13 protein-coding genes are annotated in these 17948 nt (G+C 49.7%); 10 read left to right on the top strand and 3 right to left on the bottom strand.

Annotated elements, in window-relative coordinates:
* The first annotated feature begins 266 nt into the window (after window positions 1–266).
* On the top strand, window positions 267–1019 hold the full coding sequence (locus Pan54_RS19305; protein ID WP_146505040.1) for an ImmA/IrrE family metallo-endopeptidase: 753 nt from the start codon (window positions 267–269) through the stop codon (window positions 1017–1019).
* Window positions 1020–1065: 46 nt separating this feature from the next.
* On the opposite strand, the gene Pan54_RS19310 is transcribed toward Pan54_RS19305, so the two are convergent.
* Both Pan54_RS19310 and Pan54_RS19315 read right to left on the bottom strand, forming a co-directional pair.
* Window positions 1066–1413 (bottom strand): hypothetical protein, encoded by a 348-nt coding sequence (locus tag Pan54_RS19310; RefSeq protein ID WP_146505041.1) that lies wholly within the window; start codon window positions 1411–1413, stop codon window positions 1066–1068.
* A gap of 312 nt (window positions 1414–1725) precedes the next feature.
* Entirely contained in the window at window positions 1726–2619 is an 894-nt protein-coding gene (locus tag Pan54_RS19315) for a phosphoribosylaminoimidazolesuccinocarboxamide synthase (protein ID WP_146505042.1), read from the bottom strand.
* A gap of 432 nt (window positions 2620–3051) precedes the next feature.
* On the opposite strand from Pan54_RS19315, the gene Pan54_RS19320 reads away from it, so the two are divergent.
* The 7 genes from Pan54_RS19320 to Pan54_RS19350 all read left to right on the top strand — a co-directional run bounded on the left by Pan54_RS19320 (window position 3052) and on the right by Pan54_RS19350 (window position 13001).
* Window positions 3052–4557, top strand: a complete 1506-nt coding sequence (locus Pan54_RS19320; protein WP_165441867.1) for an endo-1,4-beta-xylanase — start codon at window positions 3052–3054, stop codon at window positions 4555–4557.
* 126 nt (window positions 4558–4683) lie between these two features.
* Window positions 4684–6375: an NAD+ synthase gene (locus Pan54_RS19325; RefSeq protein ID WP_146505044.1), complete on the top strand. Its 1692-nt coding sequence runs from the start codon at window positions 4684–4686 to the stop codon at window positions 6373–6375.
* The gene (locus Pan54_RS19330; RefSeq protein ID WP_146505045.1) at window positions 6372–6998 is read left to right on the top strand and encodes a sigma-70 family RNA polymerase sigma factor; all 627 of its coding nucleotides are present in this window, start codon (window positions 6372–6374) and stop codon (window positions 6996–6998) included. The genes Pan54_RS19325 and Pan54_RS19330 overlap by 4 nt, the downstream gene beginning before the upstream one ends.
* Window positions 6999–7718: 720 nt before the next feature.
* Window positions 7719–8258 (top strand): PDZ domain-containing protein, encoded by a 540-nt coding sequence (locus Pan54_RS19335; protein ID WP_146505046.1) that lies wholly within the window; start codon window positions 7719–7721, stop codon window positions 8256–8258.
* Window positions 8259–8914: 656 nt separating this feature from the next.
* Window positions 8915–9961, top strand: a complete 1047-nt coding sequence (locus tag Pan54_RS19340; RefSeq protein WP_146505047.1) for a Gfo/Idh/MocA family protein — start codon at window positions 8915–8917, stop codon at window positions 9959–9961.
* Window positions 9962–10493: 532 nt separating this feature from the next.
* Window positions 10494–11504, top strand: a complete 1011-nt coding sequence (locus Pan54_RS19345; protein ID WP_242631371.1) for a DUF1573 domain-containing protein — start codon at window positions 10494–10496, stop codon at window positions 11502–11504.
* A 324-nt stretch (window positions 11505–11828) separates the two neighbouring features.
* The gene (locus tag Pan54_RS19350; RefSeq protein ID WP_146505048.1) at window positions 11829–13001 is read left to right on the top strand and encodes a GNAT family N-acetyltransferase; all 1173 of its coding nucleotides are present in this window, start codon (window positions 11829–11831) and stop codon (window positions 12999–13001) included.
* A 388-nt stretch (window positions 13002–13389) separates the two neighbouring features.
* Here Pan54_RS19350 and Pan54_RS19355 read toward each other — a convergent pair whose 3' ends face one another.
* On the bottom strand, window positions 13390–15126 hold the full coding sequence (locus tag Pan54_RS19355; protein ID WP_146505049.1) for a DUF1598 domain-containing protein: 1737 nt from the start codon (window positions 15124–15126) through the stop codon (window positions 13390–13392).
* 289 nt (window positions 15127–15415) lie between these two features.
* Here Pan54_RS19355 and mutM point away from each other — a divergent pair, with 289 nt between their 5' ends.
* Entirely contained in the window at window positions 15416–16258 is an 843-nt protein-coding gene (gene mutM / locus Pan54_RS19360; RefSeq protein ID WP_146505050.1) for a DNA-formamidopyrimidine glycosylase, read from the top strand.
* Between the two features lie 356 nt (window positions 16259–16614).
* Complete coding sequence (locus Pan54_RS19365; RefSeq protein ID WP_146505051.1) at window positions 16615–17895, top strand: adenylosuccinate synthase; 1281 nt, start codon at window positions 16615–16617, stop codon at window positions 17893–17895.
* Window positions 17896–17948 lie beyond the last annotated feature (53 nt).

The following is a 17948-nucleotide window of genomic DNA, read 5'->3' on the forward strand; positions in this document are numbered from 1 at the left end:
CCGCTTAAAACTTCGGGTTTTGTGCCACTGGTTCCGCCAGTGCAAGTTGAGGCTAAAGCTGAAGTTACGATGCACTGGCAAAGCCAGTGGCACCCCAACATTTAATTGGAACAGGGCACGAGATGTAATAAATAACTGCTTGCAAAGCCTAATTTATTAATAATTCTGCTGGGTGGCTAATAGACCGAGAAAATGAGCAAGCACCGTCGCCCCCTCGCTGACGCGTCGGGTTATGAAATGAATAAACTCGTTATGAAAGGGCCGAAATGTGGGGATTGAGTGAGTGGATGTCCGCTGCGGATGTTGTTTCCAGGCAGATCCTGGACCGGGCGGGATACGCTGGCGGGGCAGTCGACGCTGCTGTTTTGACCCGTCGGCTAGGATTTGACATTGTCTATGATCGGCAACAGGCTTCGCGGGGACGACTCAAGCAGTTCGGACGACGGCGATCGATCTTCATCAAACCGGACCAGCGATCCGAGCGGATCCACTGGGCGATTTGTCACGAACTGGGGGAATGTTTTGCCCATCATGTCTTTCAGTATGTTGGTGCCCAGCCGGATGAGAGTGGCCCCGGAATGCGGGAACAGGTCGCCAATTTCCTGGCGGCTCGTCTCTTGCTTCCTGGTCAGACTTTCTTTGAAAAGGCCCATAACTGTCGGGAATCATTGCCCGTGTTGAAGACTTGTTTTCATACCGCCAGTCATGAATTGATTGCCTTGCGTCTGCTCGATCAGGAAGCTTCACGCTGCCTGACAATTGTCGATCAGGGGAGAATTACGAAGCGGCGGGCCAATCATTTTGCTTGCGAACGATCATTCTTGCCAATCGAACAGAAATGCTGGCAGACCTCGCACGAGCAATGCCGGGATCTGGAACGAACCGATGAGGACCTGCGGATTCATTGCTGGGCAATCCACGAACCGCACTGGAAACGAGAAATCGTCATGACGATGCCAGTGAATGAGTATCAGTCTGATCGAAGGGCAGAGATTCATTCACTGGAGAGTTCCACATAATCTCAGGTAACCCACATCTGCTCGGACTCGACAGGCTTTGTTCCAGTCAATCTTTACCCTTGATCTTGCGGATATCTTCCGCAGTGGGCGGACGTTGTGGTTCCGACTGTTCGATATCTTTGAGGCGTTTGAGTTTCATGCGGACTTTGGGCTGCTCTTTCTGAAGTGTCAGCGCGTATAACTCAGCAAAGATTTCTGTTGTCTGACGGCGCAGGAGGCTGAGGACAATCGTCAACACAAAGATCATGCCAGCGATGATCAGCAGAGGAGTTGTCATGTCATCGGCGAATGGTGTGGCAATGGCGAGACAAGTCACGATGCCGCCGATCAGCACGAGTGATGTCGCCATCAATGGTGCTCGCGATTTCTCAACTCGGAATGATCGCCGTGCCATAATGCTGTCCTGCGTGATTCACACGAACAATTAAAATCGATAGTGTGTGGGTGGTTGATAGATTCTATACCGCGTTCCCAATGAAAACCGGAGAAATTCAACAATTTGTAAGAACACTGGTTCGTGCCAGAGATATAACAGAAAACAATCAAACCCGGGTGGCGGGGGCGCTCTCGAAGAGAAGCCCCCGAATGATTAAACGTCCGGGGGCTTCCGCTGAAGCGGAGCGCCCCCGCCACCCCCGAAGACCTTATCAAGATGTCTAAGGAAATCCGGTTTCCAATTGGAACAGGGTTTAATTCCAGAGGAATCTCAATGAAACTCCTTGCCAGTTAATAACTGATACGCCTCTGCATATTTCTGACGGGTATTATCGACGACCTCATGGGGTAATTCCGGCGGGGGGGAATTGCGATCCCAATCGGTTTGCAGCAGCCAGTTACGGACATACTGTTTATCGAATGAAACTTGTGTCCGCCCCGGTTCATAATCGTCAGCCGGCCAGTAGCGGGAACTGTCGGGAGTGAGAACTTCATCAATCAGTATGATTTCTTCCTCTTTTTCTCCCGGTGCGAAGATTCCAAATTCAAATTTTGTATCCGCGAGGATCAAACCTCGTTTACGAGCATATTCGGAGGCCCGTTCATAAAGATCGAGACTTTTGGAGCGAATGGTATTGGCGGTCTGTTCGCCAATTTCTGAAATCACCTCATCAAAAGAGATGGGCATATCGTGACCACTGGCGGCTTTGGTTGAGGGTGTAAAAATGGGAATGGAAAGCCGATCGCTTTCTGTTAAACCCGCAGGCAGGGGAACTCCACTGACGAGTCCCGTTTTCTGATAGTCCACCCACCCGGAACCCGAAAGATACCCCCGCACAACACATTCAATGGGAATGACATTTGTCTTTTTGACTACCATACTCCGCCCCGCAAACTGGCTGAGGTCAGTGTCCGGTGGAAGCGGCAACGTATCGGGATCGGTTGACAACAGATGATGGGCCCCACCGAGCAGTTCAAACCAGAACAGACTCAATTGCGTCAAAATACGGCCTTTGTCCGGAATTCCGGTCGGCAATATCCAGTCAAACGCACTGATGCGATCGGTGGCCACCAGTAAGAGTCGATCGCCAAAATCGTAAACATCACGAACTTTGCCCTGATGCTTCGGGATTCCGGGGAGGTCCGTTTCGAAAATCGCAGTCATGATAAACCCTGAACAGTATACTTTTGACAAAGACAGACTTTGAACGCTTCATCAAGCTGGTGCTGAAAATACAGACATTTGGACACTCTCCCCCTGTGAGAAAGAATATTGTGTGCTGTGTGCCCTAAAAGCAGATCGATTCCGCGAAATAATTTTGTGTGCGAGATGAGTGTTTGAAAACGATTCCCATCGTATCGATCACTGCCCTTCTTGAACAAGGCTCACCCTGAGACTACAATTTCTGATTGCTGCTCCATTGTAATTTGTGAGTGGAAATTTTGACAAATCACCTTCATGAATGGCCCCTCATCCATTTCTGGTGTTTATACTGTCAGTTGCGAGGTGAAAGTTCACTTCTTCAATTTCTGGAATTTTATCGATCATTAAGACTTCGCTTCGCGGTGTCGACGGGGAATACGGACCATGGGCTTGATGCGGTTCGATCTGGGTTCGGACGCCATACTCGCGCACAAAGAGCGCTTCGAGCACGCTTTTGTCACCAATTATGATGGAGCTGTTTTCCCGACACGAATCGAGATTCACGGACAGCATCTGCATTGTATTCGTAAAAAGTCGGATTCCGGGAAGTTGAATATCTCGTGGCCCGTTTCCGGTTTTGGGACTCCGATCCTGCGAACCACTTCGCTGAATGAACGGGACGTGCCCTATGTCCTGGCCGTCGAACTGGCCCGGGGACAGATTTGCGAAATTAAAGATCAAGCAGCCTCCTGGGAACATGCGGGCATGTTGTTGCCCGAACAGTATTATTCACTTTATAAGGATGCCTTTCGCGATTTTGTCCTGTCGACTTTTGAACAGGACAATCCTGCTCTCGCGACGGAGATGGCCAACATAGCGCTGGCTAAAATTTGTCATGCCGAAGACGTCCTGACCAAATCCTATGTCACACAGCGGATGCAGGTCCGTCGGCAGCGGTTCGCTCATCCTCCCGCTTTGATGGGATGTGATCTCGGGACAATTCCCGTTTCAGAAATTCCTGAAGGCTACCTGAAAGCCTTTCGAGCCGCGACGATTTACCTCGACTGGAAAGCCATCGAATCTGAAGAAGGAACTTACCTCTGGGATGTGCACGATGAGCAGGTCGAATGGGCGGTACAAAACAAACTGGTTCTAAGGGGCGGTCCACTCCTCAATTTTCATGAAGATGGGTTACCCGACTGGGTCGGCAACTGGAAACACGATATTCTCAATTTACAAAGCTTTCTCAGCGATTATGTCGAGACGGTCGTCACGCGATACTCCGGGAAAATTCGGATGTGGGAAGTCGCCTCGCACGTGAATACCGGCGGCCTATATGGTTACACCGAAGACAATATGCTCGCATTGACGGCTCGGATGATCGATGTGGCCCGTCAGGTGGATGATGACTCCCAGGTGTTCGTACGCGTCGACCGTCCCTGGGGAGATTATCAGGCCAAAGGAAAACATCGACTCACTCCCTGGCACGTGGCCGACGCATTGCTCCGCTCCGGCATGGGACTGGCGGGGATTAATCTCGAGTTGGCACTCGGTTATGAACCGGGAGAAAACGATTCCCGCCGACTGCTCCGGTTTTCCAAATTACTCGATACCTGGGGCACATTCGGCGTCCCTTTGCATATCACACTGAATTGCCCTTCGGCTTCTGGCGTCGACCCTCTGGCTCGCATGAAATTCAAAGTCGATGCCAGCCCGAATTCACAGGTTGGTACGGAAGACCATCAAGCCGAGTGGATTACAAATCTGCTTTCGATGATCATGGCCAAACAACCCGTGGTCGGCATCTTCTGGGGCAATTTGAGTGATGCCTATCTGCATCGCTATGCCCATGCCGGATTACTCGATGCCAATCAACTACCGAAGCCCTTGTGGAATAGTCTCACGGGAGAGCCCGGGACTGATACTTGGTATGATATCAAAGCGATCGGTGGTCGATAATACGATCAACGCAACCTTTCTCTGATCATTAAACGGCTTTGATCGAGAAAGAGGAGCTGCACCACAAACGCGGTAACCATTTGAAATGGTCTAACTCTGATCAATGAAATGAAGTGAGATTTCCGGATGCGAATTGCGATCGCACAATTGAACCCACTTGTGGGAGATTTACAGGGAAACTGTGAAAAGATTCTCGATGCCGCCCAGGCTGCGTCCCGTGCGAATGCCGAACTTCTGATCTGCCCCGAATTGATTGTCTGTGGCTATCCTCCAAAGGATCTTCTGCTCCGATCCGGATTTGTGACCGCATGTGATCGAGCGGTCGAAATCCTTGCCAGACAACTGCCTGCTTCACTGGGAGTATTGGTCGGGCATCCCACGCACTGGAATCAACCGGACGGCTTGAGTGCCAATGCAGCCAGCCTGCTGTATCAGGGAAAAGTTCAACAGACGATCAGCAAAGGTCTGCTGCCGAATTACGATGTCTTCGACGAGCGCCGCTATTTCCGACCCGCCCAATCGATTGAAGTGATGAAGTTAGCGGGCAAAAAAATAGGCGTGCATATCTGTGAAGATGCCTGGTTCGGTCAACCGGAAACGTTTTATCACGAACGGCCGGCCTGCGAATTTGATCCCGTCGCAAGGTTGATCGAACAGGGAGCGGAAATTCTGATCAATCTGTCTGCCAGTCCCTTTGAAATCGACAAACTGACGCGTCGTCATCGTCTGATGGGAGCCCATTCCCGCAAAGGAAAAATTCCGAGCGTCTTTGTGAATCAAGTCGGCGGAAATGATGATCTCGTTTTTGATGGTGCCAGTTTTGTGCTTGGGACTCAGGGAGAATTACTGCATCAGTCTCCCAATTGCGAGGAACTTGTCGAGATCATTGAGCTTGAGAAACTGACCGAAAAAACCATCGACTGGAAACAATACTCGCGTTCCCAACAGCTTTATGAAGCCCTTGTTCTCGGTTTGCAGGATTATGGATTAAAGTCTGGGTTTCGCGAATGCGTACTGGGATTATCGGGAGGGATCGATTCCGCGGTTGCCAGTTGTCTGGCCGCTACGGCTTTCGGGCCGGAGAATGTCCACACCTTAATGATGCCTTCACGTCACAGTAGCGATCATTCCGTAGCCGACTCCGAATTGCTGGCAAAGAATCTGGGAATCGAAGCGATTGTCGTGCCGATTGACGATATTCACCGGGCTTATGAACAGACTCCTTTCGTTAAAGAAGACCTGTCCAGTCAACCTTCAGGCTTAGCCGATCAGAATCTACAGGCCCGCATACGGGGAGCCCTGGTCATGATTCGCAGCAATCGTCACGGCTGGTTGCCGCTGGCCACTGGAAACAAAAGTGAATTAGCGGTTGGCTACTGCACTCTTTATGGCGACATGGCGGGTGGCTTTGCAGTCCTGTGTGATGTGCTGAAAAAAGATGTCTATGCCATCGCGAGATATATCAACAAACGGGCGGGGCGTGAGATTATTCCTGTCAACATTATTGACAAAGCCCCCAGTGCAGAACTGGCTCCCGATCAATACGATCATGACTCCCTCCCTGCCTACCCTGTGCTCGATGGCATTCTCGAACTCCTGATTGAACAGGAGCATTCGTTGCAGGAGGTTTCAGAACATTATCCCGAAGAGACCGTTCGCTGGGTGCTGCAGAAACTGGATCGAAATGAGTTCAAGCGTCGTCAAATGCCGCCCGGTATCAAACTGACACGCCGTGCGTTTGGCAGCGGTCGCCGCATGCCGATGGCCGCCCGCATGACAACCATCGCCGAGCCTCAACCCGGAGGGCAGGATTCGTGAATGAGATCTCTCAACCTGCCTGGCTGCCGGCATTGCGAAATCAGGATAACCGGGCGCTCTCGCAATGTTTTGACGAGTACCGTTCCCGGTTGCGGCAAATCGTTTCCTTTCGCCTGAATCCACGACTTTCCACACGGATGGATACGGATGATGTGTTACAGGAAGCCTATCTGGCTGCTGCTCAGCGACTCGAGCATTGCGATACGACGTCTGCTCAGTCGGTTTTCATCTGGTTGCGATTGATTGTGCAACAGACGATTGTCGATCTGCATCGCAAACACGTCAAAGCCGCAGGGCGGGATGTGCAACGAGAAGTGCGGGCAGATCGCACCGATCCCGGGACTTCGGGCTGCATCGCCAGCCATTTGATTGCCCAGGTCAGTTCGCCGAGTATGTCGATGAAGCGCGACGAAATGAACACCCGGCTCATGCAGGCACTCAATCAAATGGAAGCGACCGATCGAGAAGTCCTCGCCCTGCGCCATTTCGAAGAACTGACCAATAACGAAGTGGCCGAAACGCTGCAGATCTCCGTCAAAGCAGCCAGCATCCGCTATATTCGAGCCCTCAAGAAACTAAAAACAGCCATGGATTCCCTCACGGAATTCAAAATGGACTGGTAAGGCTGGATTTGTGGCACGCTCAGAACGAAGTGATGGGTGTGGAATCGTAGTTCCAAGCATCGTCAACCACGCCCTTCGTTACGCTCAGAGCTTGCCATCCACTAGTCTTGAAGTCCAGGATGAGACCAAGGAAGAAAATAGAGACCGAGAAAAACCCATGGCAAGAAAAACAAAGCGGAAACACTCAGAAGAATGACGGTTTTAAACAGACAATACAATGCTCTGTACAGATACTCTCCCTTTTTTAATGCGGTTTTCAATGAGAGACCTTCAATCAGAACCATTAAACTAAGGCACAAAACCAGCCAAGGACCATATTGAAATATCGCCATGAAGAGAGTAATTGACATTTTAGAGAGCACTTCATCCAGTGCTGAAGTCCAGGCAGAGCAGTAAATCATCAGGACGAGGCTGAAGGTCCCCCAAAATAACAGAGGGCATAAATATGATTTCCATTGTAACTGAGAGTACTGATTGGGCATGAAATACTAGCTCTCTTTCAATTACAGATTTTCCTACCATCTTACATTTTGCAGCGAATCCAGCAATATGTTTTGGAATTCCACAAGTGCCAAAGCCTGACCTGCGGCTTTCCGCTTTCTGTCCTCGGCTTTCCATCCCCCTGTCCCCTCCAGAGCCGACTTTCCGTTTTAAAGAGTGAGAGGCAGCACAACGCGGCCTCAACACAACAAAAACAACATCACTCCAAGGAACAAAACCATGTCACGCTTCACACTCACACTGATCGCTCTGGCTGCTCTGACAACCTTCACCACTGCTGCTCAAGCGGGTGGATGCTCAAAAGGGGGCTACAAAAAAGGTTACGGCGGCAATTATGGTGGTCACTACGGCGGCGGAAACTATGGCTACAAAAAGACTTACCACAACGATCACTATGTGAAACCTGTATACGCCAAGCCAATCGTTCACGAAGTTGTGATTGAAAAGCCAGTCATTCATGAAGTCATCATTGAAAAACCTGTCTGCCCGGCTCCACTCCCTTCCCTCGGCTTTTTCGGTGTGATGTGTCCTGAAGGGATGCTGATCAAAGAAATCCAGCCGAACAGCGAAGCGTGCCGACTGGGCCTTGCTCCTGGCGATGTCATCAAAATGTTCGACGATATCCGCATCATCTGCGAAGACGACTGGACTCACGCACTCAAGTGCTCAGGCAAAGTCGCCTGCCTCAAAGTGATTCCCTGCGGACAACACACGATCCTTGAGTTCCACGCACAACTGGCCCCCGGCTTGGCTTACTAGGAGCATTCTGCTCCACCGGGGGCGGAATAGTAGGGTGTGTCCTGACGCACCGGAATCAGGGTAGAATTCAATTCGAAAGCGATAAGTGAATCGCGGAGGTTTCATTTTGGATTTGAGAGTCAATAGCGAAGTCATCTCGGCAGCATGGTGCGTCAGGACGCACCCTACAACTGCTCCACCGGGGGCAGTCGCTTGAACGATTTGGGTAAAAAAACGATTGAAGTTGCTCCTGCAGAGCGTCAAACGAAAACAAAAACGGGCGAGTCTGAAAAAGACTCGCCCGTTTTTTTGTCATCTTAACCCGACGCGTCAGCGAGGGGCAGGCAAGACTTGCTGATTGATGCCAAATGCTTCTCACAATACGTTTTTCAAAATGCGATTGAAGACACTCTTGAACCATGAATACCTGAATTGCAATTAGAACTCCGTCCCCTCGCTGACGCTTCGGGTTAAGATTAACCTGCGGCTTTACGCCTTCCGACTTCGGCTTTCACTCAGCAGGTCATCCACTCTATGGCTTGCAGCTTCCGGGAATTCATGATGTTCTCTTCACAGTTTCCGCCGCTTGGTAGTAATTCCGGGGAAGGATGTGCAAAATATGAAGAGCTGAATTTCAACTTAGAATGACGACACATTGCAGGCGATAAAGGAGCGATATGAATATTGGGATCATTGGGCTTGGTTTTATGGGGATGACTCATTTCGAAGCCGCCAATTCAGTTAAAGCGGCGAAAGTGCATGCCATATCAACCAGAGACCCCAAGAAGCAAAAGGGAAACTGGTCCTCAATCCAAGGCAACTTCGGCCCCCGGGGCAGCAAAGACGTCGATTTGAGTGATGTCAAAATCTACTCCGATTATCAGGAGTTACTAAAAGACCCTGAAATTGATCTGGTCGATATCTGCCTCCCGATTCCCCAGCACGAAAAAGTCGCCATTGAAGCTCTGAATGCCGGCAAGCATGTGCTGGTCGAAAAGCCTGTTACGGTGGAAGTGGCAGCCGCTCAGAGAATGAGTAAGGCGGCTGAGAAAGCCGGGAAGCATTTGATGGTCGCTCATGTGCTCCCCTTCTTTCCCGAATTTCGTTTTCTTGCGGAATGCCTGCGACAGAAGAAATATGGAGAACTGCAGGCGCTGAATATTCGCCGTATTATCAGTCCACCCAAATGGTTGAATCTGCCGGACGATCTCGCCTCACTCGGCGGATTCGGGATCGATTTGCACATCCACGACAATCATTTTATCTCCGCCACCTGTGGCATGCCTGATAAGGTTTTCTCCATCGGCAAGCTGGAAGCGGGCTATGTGAATCATACGCAGACAAACTACGTGTACGACAAAGGGCCCGCCATTACTTGTGTCAGTGGAGCGATTGCCGCCAGTGGACTCGAGTTTGCCCATGGTTTTCAGGCGTTTTTCGATGAGGCAACGATTGAATTCGATGCCGGGACCTATGGCAAGGAATGGGTGGTGAATCGACCTTTGACGGTCCTCACTAAAACGGGTCGCATCCAGACACCAACCCTCAAAGGAGGCAGCGAGTGGTACAGTGCCTTCGCTGAGGAAATGAAAGCGGCTGCTCAGGCTCTCAAGACTGGCGAGGTCTCTCCCGATCTCTCTATTGTGCATGCCGTCAATGGCTTGAAACTTTGTCATGCCGAGCAGAAGAGTATTGAAACGGGCAAAATCGTTTCCGTGAAATAGCTGAGCAGCAGGAGTTGAATCTCAAGTCGACAATTTACAGGCAGGGCACATCATTTGTGCCCTGCCTGTTTTGCGTCATTTACCTGTTTTGATCTGCAACAAATTTCTTTAATAACTTTCTTCAGATTCCTTAAAGTCGGGCTCACGGGGTTAATTTGGTGGTGACTTAGAGAAAATACGGAGTATTTATGGAGAGATAGGTAATTACTTGCCTGATAATTGTCGGAATCAATTTGGCGGACTCATGTTTAAGGGGTAGATTTGAACTGAGGAAAGCAATCAATTTCGTTCCCTGTCTGGAAATTCAGTTTGACGGATTTTCGACATCGAAATATCCTGTGTGTGGGAGGGATCTTAATTGAGGCTGGTATTCTGTGCATTTCGAGAAGAAATGTCGCCGATTGAGCCGTCCGCTTCTCCTCTTCATCATCCATGGGAGATGAATCTGATTTTTACGAGTCTATTGGACTCCCGCGATTGATCGCCTCAAGCGGTTTCGTGGAATGGAGTGATTCACAGAGTGAGGAAACCGATGACGAAGCATCCTTTGAAATTTGCGGCTGCCCTGGCCGTCCTAGTAACCTGTTCACAAATGACCGCCTTCGGACAAAGTACCGAATGGGCACTGAAAATGTTCGAGGAATCCTCGCACGATTTCGGTGTGGTCGCACGCGGAAGCGATGTTCAGCATCGCATCAAAATTACCAACGTCTATCAGGAAGCTGTGCATATTGCCGACGTGAAAACCTCCTGTGGCTGCACAGCGGCCAAGCCTTCCCAGAATACGCTACAGTCTCTGGAATCTGCTTATATTGAAGTGGTGATGGATACCAAGAAATTCACTCGTCAGAAGGATTCTTCAATCATCATCACGATTGATGCTCCTCAACGGGCAGAAGTTCGCATCCCAATTTCCGCCTATATCCGTACCGATGTCGTTCTGGAACCGGGTTCGGTTAACTTCGGAACTGTCGACAAAGGCATGGCTGCAGAACGCATAATCGATATCTCTTATGCAGGACGAGCTGACTGGCACATTCGAGATGTTGAAAATCTTCCAGCCTATCTGACTGCAGAATTGCAGGAAGTTTCGCGGACGGCCACCGGAGCCAATTACAAGTTGAAGATGATTCTGGCTGACAATGCTCCTGTCGGACCTTTCCGTGGTCTTGTCAATCTAATTACCGACGATGGCTCCAATCCTAAAGTTCCCATGCTGGTCGAAGGCGATATCGCTTCAGATATTGTTGTCAATCCAGGCATGGTTTCCATGGGAATGCTCAAACCAGGCGAGCAGAAAACTGTCAATGTTGTTGTTCGCGGCAAGAAACCATTCCGAATCGGCAAAGTGGAATGCGATTCCGATCTGAATGCCTTCAAAGTCCAGTTGCCTGAAGACGAAAAAATCGTTCACGTGCTTCCGATCAGCATCCTAACTCCGAATGGAACGGGCACAATTGTCGAAGAATTCACGCTGACAATTGATGGCCGCGATGAACCGGTCACCTTCAAAGCCTTCTGCAAAGTTGTCGCCGGAACATAATCCATGTGTCATAATGCAGTTAATTCCTGCAATCAGGGGAAGCGTTAAAATCGCTTCCCCTTTTTTATTGGTTCATCTGTTCGTTTCCCCTGTTCATTTCCAGTGAACCCATCTATTTTTAATTGACGGAACTCTATCTCGAAGTAGGTAATAATAGTGTTATCTTGATAACGAATTCTTCTATCGATGCTGAATCCACTTCTAGAGCCTATTCAAAAATTACCTGCCGCGTCCGGCAGGAGTAAACACAGCGTTTTCAGTGCATTTGAGGTCCAAGCGACTGCAGATACCATTTGAAAATGGTCTAAATCAGAACCACGCACGATGACATTCCGTTACAAATCCAATCAGGACACAAAGTTATTCACATTAACTCCCGATCTGTGCTCAACCGATTTCCAGAGAGAATGGAAGCAACTTGAACAGGAAAGCCTGAGTGGGAATGCATTTCTCTCTCCTGAATTCGTACTTTCAATGGCAGATGTCAGGCCAGCTCATAACCAACCAATCATTCTGGCTTGTAGAAATCAAAGACAGAATCGACTGATTGGCCTGGGCGTTTTTGATCAGGTCAAAGCGACCAAGGCCCTTCCTCTGCCACACTGGATTTCTATCCATTGCCCTCATTCTTTTCGTAGTGGTTTGCTGGTCGCAGAAAATTCTCGAACAGAGTTCTACCAACTATTAACCAACTTCCTGACTCAAAACCAGGATGAGCTACTGGGAATCGAATTTCGAAATTTGAGACTGAAATCCCAATGGGCACGGGAACTACGAGATTACACGGCTGAACACGGGGGCTCGTTTCGTTTGCTGCCGGAATCGGAATCACCAGCGGTCGATTTGCAATTGCTGCCAGAAGAAGGTTTATCGGCTCTCTGGTCATCTTCGCGACGCAAATCGATTCGCAAGAATCAGAATCGATTGAGTAAATACGGACCAATTCAATTTCGGCTCGTCGAAAAACGAACTGAATTTGAAGCTGCTCTCAATCATTTCCTACGACTGGAGGAAGCAAGTTGGAAGGGAAATCTTGGTACGGCTTTGCAATCCAGTCAAAATGATCTGAAATTCATCCGTCAACTCATTCAGCAGGCGAAGAAATCGGATTATCTGGTGATCAGTCAACTGCTGACCGGGGAAGATGTCGTCGCCACGGCTTTAAATTTTCGTTCCGGCAGAGAACTCTTTGCCTTCAAAATTGCCTGGAATGATCAATTTGAAAAATGCAGTCCCGGCATCCTCCACGAAGTCGCTCTGGTCGACCATATCATTACTCGGAAACTGCCTTATGATCGCATCGACAGTTGTTCGAGTGCGGGATCCTATCTGGAAAAGTTATGGCCGGATCGTGTCGCCATCGGTTCCGGAATGCTCAGTATGAGTACGCTGGCTCGTGGTACGGGGAAAGTGATTTCTCAATTGCAATCCCTCAAACGCTGGGCGGCGAATCTAACTCAAACTGCGACTCTTGGGGCAGATGACTCTTTGAATTAAACTTGAAATAAAGTTCAAAACTTTTCTGTCAGATTGATTCGTACAATTCCTGAAGCGATTGAATTTTGGCAATGGATCATAACTCGAAGCGTCAGCGAGGAGACGGCATCCGATTAAAATAGACCATTTTCAAATGGTTTCTGCAGTCGCTTGGACTCCAAATAACCGTAAAACACTGAGTTTGCTCCTGCTGAACGCTGCAGGTAATTTTTGAATAGGCTCTAGACAATTGCTTACCGAATATTTAAGCGGATGTATTATTCGATGGAAATAGTTGATGACCATAGATTCAAGACTGGCTGGAAGCCTGTCCTACAAATTTGAATCCACAAAAAAAGAGCCGGATGCAAACGCGTCCGGCTCTTTTTATCGATGTATTCAGTAGTGATTACTGAGCGTTTTTCGCATCCCACCACCAGCGGCCAGCTGGCAGGTTTCCGGCCTGAGCCTGCTCGGCTGCGTTTTCCAGTCGATCAGTCGCGGTCAGTTTGGATAAAGCGGCAGAGACGTCGACCTGCACACCACCGGCAACCTGGACGACAATGTTTTTGCCATTGAAGACTTTGTGATTCACGACGGAATCGACAGTCTGAGGAGCTTCGTAAGTGGCAGGCTGATAATCGCCGTGAGCCGCAAAGCTGCCCATGTCCCAGTTGACCTGATGAGTCAACTGCTGCTGATTGATCAGAGCGGAAATCAAAGCCAGATCAAAGACATTTTGCAGATCGGCAAACACGAGATCGTCGCGAGACAGATCGGAATAGTGATTCGTGAAGTTGTTAGCGAACTGCTGATTGTTGGCCTCTGCAGTTCCCGTCGCAACCCGTTCTCCATCTTTGTTGATGAACTGATTTTCAGACTGGCACAGAACTGAAGACTCTCGCAATTCGAAAGCATCGGAATCGTTGCTCATGAGGATCGATTCACATTTGAGTGACAACCACCAGCGGAGGGCATCCAGGCTAGACATGTCTGCAGCTTGAGCAGCGGTCATCAGTTCGAAATAGTCAGGAACATTTGAGCCACCTTCGAGCTTGCCAATTCCAATCAGTTTCATCCGGAAGTCGGCTTCGACAATCACCCGGGCAACTCGTGAGCTGACAGGGACTCCGTAAATGGTCACATCCTGCTCGCCGAGTTTGCGTTGAAGCTGATTCGTCCAGCTGCGGACAGCTCGCGAAGAAATCGCTCCACCTGCTTGTGACTTGGCCACATAGTCTTTGAGATCTTTCAAACCTTCAGGACGAGGATCGATTGAGCAGCCGAAGATGCGTTCGCCTTCTGGACCGAATGTTCGCAGCAACGTGACCAGATCATCAAGTTGCAGAGTTGGGACGCCAGACTGTGAGCTGACGGTGTATCCGCTTTCAGTGTATTCCCAGCCAGCTGCTGGACCTGCAATGACGATTTCACCTTGTTCAGGATAAACAAAGATGTGTTGAACATGGTAAATCCCAGCCAGATTCTGCATGGAATCGGCTACGGGCAGTCCCTGGGCAATACGGTCCTGAACTGCTTTTTCGAGTCGAGTCAAAGAAACCATTCGCAGGTTGCTTGGAGCAGCCATATCATTATTCAAGCTTGCCTGACGAGCTTCGAGAGCCAGTTCTTTCAGACGATTGTTCTGTTCGGTGGTGGTCATTTTTGCGACCATGCCGTTGGCATCGACGTAAATTCCGCCGCCGGTGTCGAAGTCGTTAATTGTTCCCAAACCGCCGACTGCTTCCCATGTGAGTGGTGAAACAACAGTTTCGATCAGAGAGATCAGCGATTCAAAGTCGGCTCCACCACCTTGGAGAGATTGCTGACGAGCCTGAGCAGCGGTTGCATTGGCTCGATCGGCATTCAAGGGCATACGATTGAGAGTTGCTCGTGAGGCTTCAAATTGCTGATCGGCAGTTTGTGCCATGGCGATCTGAGAAAGCAGTTCGCTTTTCAGGTCGGCATCTTGCACAGTTGCCGCCAACTCGACGGCTGGCTGAAACTCGCCTGCTTCCAGATGAGCGGCGATCTGTTCAGACGGAGTAGCCGCCTGAGAGACGCTTGTGGAAAAGGTAAACAGACAAAGACAGGCCGCGATCCAGATCGCACGGCGGTTAACTTTGGGTAACGTGACTTGGCTCATAATGTGAGACCTCTTCGGGCGCGTGAAGCAACCGTAAACAGTAACATAGTTCAGTCGGAATGTAAGCTCAGGAGTTAAACCGGTAACCGGTATCACATAGGATCGTCCACAAGTCGGGCAACGTCAAGCACTTTCCGGAAAATCCGGCGGTTTCCTGCAGTCCGAATCGATGGACTCGAAAGAAACCGAACAGCCGCTAGAATGAGTCTCCGCTCAGGCAATTCATTGAAGATGAGCCTCTTTCGACGGTTATGCTGATTCTAACAGTTATTCAACGAGTTTCACGACTATGCCGGAACTTCCAGAAGTAGAGACGATGGTTCGGGGAATTCGTGACTCCGTTGTTGGGAGCACAGTTACTGCAGTCACGCTTCCCAAATGTTCTCGTAAGCCGATTTCCATAATTCCCGGATTGAACAATATCCGGAAGCGAGTGATCGGAACAACAATCGATTCTGTCGACCGCCGAGCCAAGCGAGTGAAACTCACCCTCTCCTCAGGTGATCTGTTTGTCATTGAACCCCGTATGACGGGATTGATGCTGCTGTCAGACGCTCCAACGCAGGACCATCTTCGATTTCAATGGTCGCTTGCTCAAAAAAACGAATCCCATGACCTGTGGTTCTGGGATCGCCGGGGACTGGGAACCATTCGACTGTACACGGCACAGGAGTATTCCGAACAGCTTGGCCCCAAGAAACTCGGTCCCGATGCCCTTGAGATGACACCCAAACTCTGGAGAGATCAACTTCAGAAAACTTCACGCCCACTCAAAGTTGCGATGCTCGATCAGAAACTTGTTGCCGGGATTGGAAATCTGTATGCGAGCGAAATTTTATTTCGAGCGAAACTCTCGCCACAGAAATCAGCGAATCAATTATCATCTGCAGAATGCACTCGTCTGAGTAATTCGACGTTGTCCATTCTCAAGAAAGCGATTCAGTATGAAGGCTCAACTCTTTCTGATGGCACCTATCGCAACGCCCTCAATCGCGATGGCAGCTATCAAAATGAACATCGCGTCTATATGAAGAAGGACACTCTTTGCCCGCGATGCCACAGTTCAGAAATCCAGCGAATTGTCCAGGCTCAACGCTCAACATTCTTTTGCCCCATCTGCCAGCTGCAATAACCCGCCACCACCAGTGGCCATGTGTACACACCCGTAATGTTTGTCTTTATTCGATAGCAGATCCAAATTTGGTGTTCTGCATTCCGCCTGAACAAATACAGCATTTCAGAGCAAAAGACTCACATTCGAAGGCGCATTTCATTGGGAAATGCTCTGATGCACTTGTTTTCATTCGATTTCGTGAATTTTCTAACATTCGGATTTCATAAGCTCTGTATTTATCGCAGGGGAAACGCTGGAGTCTGAGGGATGGGCTGGTTAGACTGTTAGTTCGCGACGTCGGATTTGGCATTCCAGAATGCTGACCGGCGTTTTTATTTTGCCGTGAAATTCATATCAAAACCGGGAAGATTCTTGTGTCTGCAACAGCTGTGGTTGGGTTACAGTGGGGCGATGAAGCCAAGGGAAAAATTGTTGATCTCTTAACCGATCAGCACGAAATAGTCGTGCGGTATCTAGGCGGGAATAATGCCGGGCATACCGTCAAGTTTGATGGCAAAACATTTAAACTCTCTCTCTTGCCCGCTGGTGTACTGCGTCCGGGTGTGACCTCCGTCATTGCGAACGGGGTTGTCATTAATCCTGAAGCGTTGCTGAAGGAAATTGCGGGAGTGGAATCCCAAGGTGTGGAAATTGGCGAAGATCTACTGATCAGCGATCGTGCCCATGTGATTTTCCCTTATCATATGGCTGAGGAAATCATCTACGAAAAACTCCGCGGGGAAGATGCGATCGGCACAACGATGCGGGGAATCGGCTATTGCTATCGTGAAAAAGCCGGTCGGACACATGCGATTCGCGTCGGTGATTTGATTCGTCCCGATGTCCTCAAGCAGAAATTGCCCGAGATTGTCGCGTTCAAAAATCAGTTACTCTCGGCTCTCGATCCTGAACACGTTGCCTTCCAAGCCAAGGAACTGATCGATCAGTATGTCGATCTCGGTAAAAAACTGGAAAAGCACATTACGGATACCACGGCTTATCTGCATCATCAAATTAAGGCAGGACGTCGCTTACTCTTTGAAGGTGCTCAAGGTAGCCTGCTCGATATCGATCACGGAACATTCCCGTTTGTAACCTCGTCAAATAGTTCTGGGGCGGGCATTCATTCGGGGTCGGGTGTCCCGGAGCGACATATCAGCCGGATGATCGGCATCGTGAAAGCTTATACCACACGAGTTGGTGGTGGCCCCTGTCCCACCGAATTGAAGGATGAGACCGGACAGCACATTCGCGATGAAGGCAACGAATACGGCACCGTAACAGGCCGCCCGCGTCGTTGTGGCTGGCTGGATGCTGTTGCCACCAAGTATGGAGCCGAGGTAAGTGGCGTCGATTGTCTGGCAGTTATGCTGCTCGATGTGCTGAGTAAACTTCCAGAACTGAAGATCTGCGAAGCCTACGAAATTAACGGTAAGCGAACAGAAACATTCCCGAGCCAGATTGATGATCTGGCTGCAGCCAAGCCGATTTATCGCACACTCAAAGGTTGGCAATCCGATATTTGCGGCGTCCGCTCAATGAGTGACCTTCCGCCGGAAGCAATGGAATATGTGAAAGTGGTTTCCGATATGGTGGGCGTGCCCGTGGAGATTGTTTCCGTAGGACCAGATCGAGAGCAGACGATCCTTGAATAAGTAGTGCCCCAGTAAATCAGGCACCGCCTGACGAAACAGACGTGCCTACTTGA

Origin of the sequence: Rubinisphaera italica, from assembly GCF_007859715.1 — a bacterium.
Lineage (GTDB): Bacteria > Planctomycetota > Planctomycetia > Planctomycetales > Planctomycetaceae > Rubinisphaera > Rubinisphaera italica.

What these genes read in the sequence shown, in the direction of transcription:
- Pan54_RS19335 (WP_146505046.1), top strand. Translation starts at nt 7,719, where the DNA reads ATGTCACGCTTCACACTCACACTGATCGCTCTGGCTGCTCTGACAACC.
- Pan54_RS19350 (WP_146505048.1), top strand. Translation starts at nt 11,829, where the DNA reads ATGACATTCCGTTACAAATCCAATCAGGACACAAAGTTATTCACATTA.
- Pan54_RS19340 (WP_146505047.1), top strand. Translation starts at nt 8,915, where the DNA reads ATGAATATTGGGATCATTGGGCTTGGTTTTATGGGGATGACTCATTTC.
- Pan54_RS19315 (WP_146505042.1), bottom strand. Translation starts at nt 2,619, where the DNA reads ATGACTGCGATTTTCGAAACGGACCTCCCCGGAATCCCGAAGCATCAG.
- Pan54_RS19310 (WP_146505041.1), bottom strand. Translation starts at nt 1,413, where the DNA reads ATGGCACGGCGATCATTCCGAGTTGAGAAATCGCGAGCACCATTGATG.
- Pan54_RS19320 (WP_165441867.1), top strand. Translation starts at nt 3,052, where the DNA reads ATGCGGTTCGATCTGGGTTCGGACGCCATACTCGCGCACAAAGAGCGC.
- mutM (WP_146505050.1), top strand. Translation starts at nt 15,416, where the DNA reads ATGCCGGAACTTCCAGAAGTAGAGACGATGGTTCGGGGAATTCGTGAC.
- Pan54_RS19305 (WP_146505040.1), top strand. Translation starts at nt 267, where the DNA reads ATGTGGGGATTGAGTGAGTGGATGTCCGCTGCGGATGTTGTTTCCAGG.
- Pan54_RS19325 (WP_146505044.1), top strand. Translation starts at nt 4,684, where the DNA reads ATGCGAATTGCGATCGCACAATTGAACCCACTTGTGGGAGATTTACAG.
- Pan54_RS19345 (WP_242631371.1), top strand. Translation starts at nt 10,494, where the DNA reads ATGACGAAGCATCCTTTGAAATTTGCGGCTGCCCTGGCCGTCCTAGTA.
- Pan54_RS19355 (WP_146505049.1), bottom strand. Translation starts at nt 15,126, where the DNA reads ATGAGCCAAGTCACGTTACCCAAAGTTAACCGCCGTGCGATCTGGATC.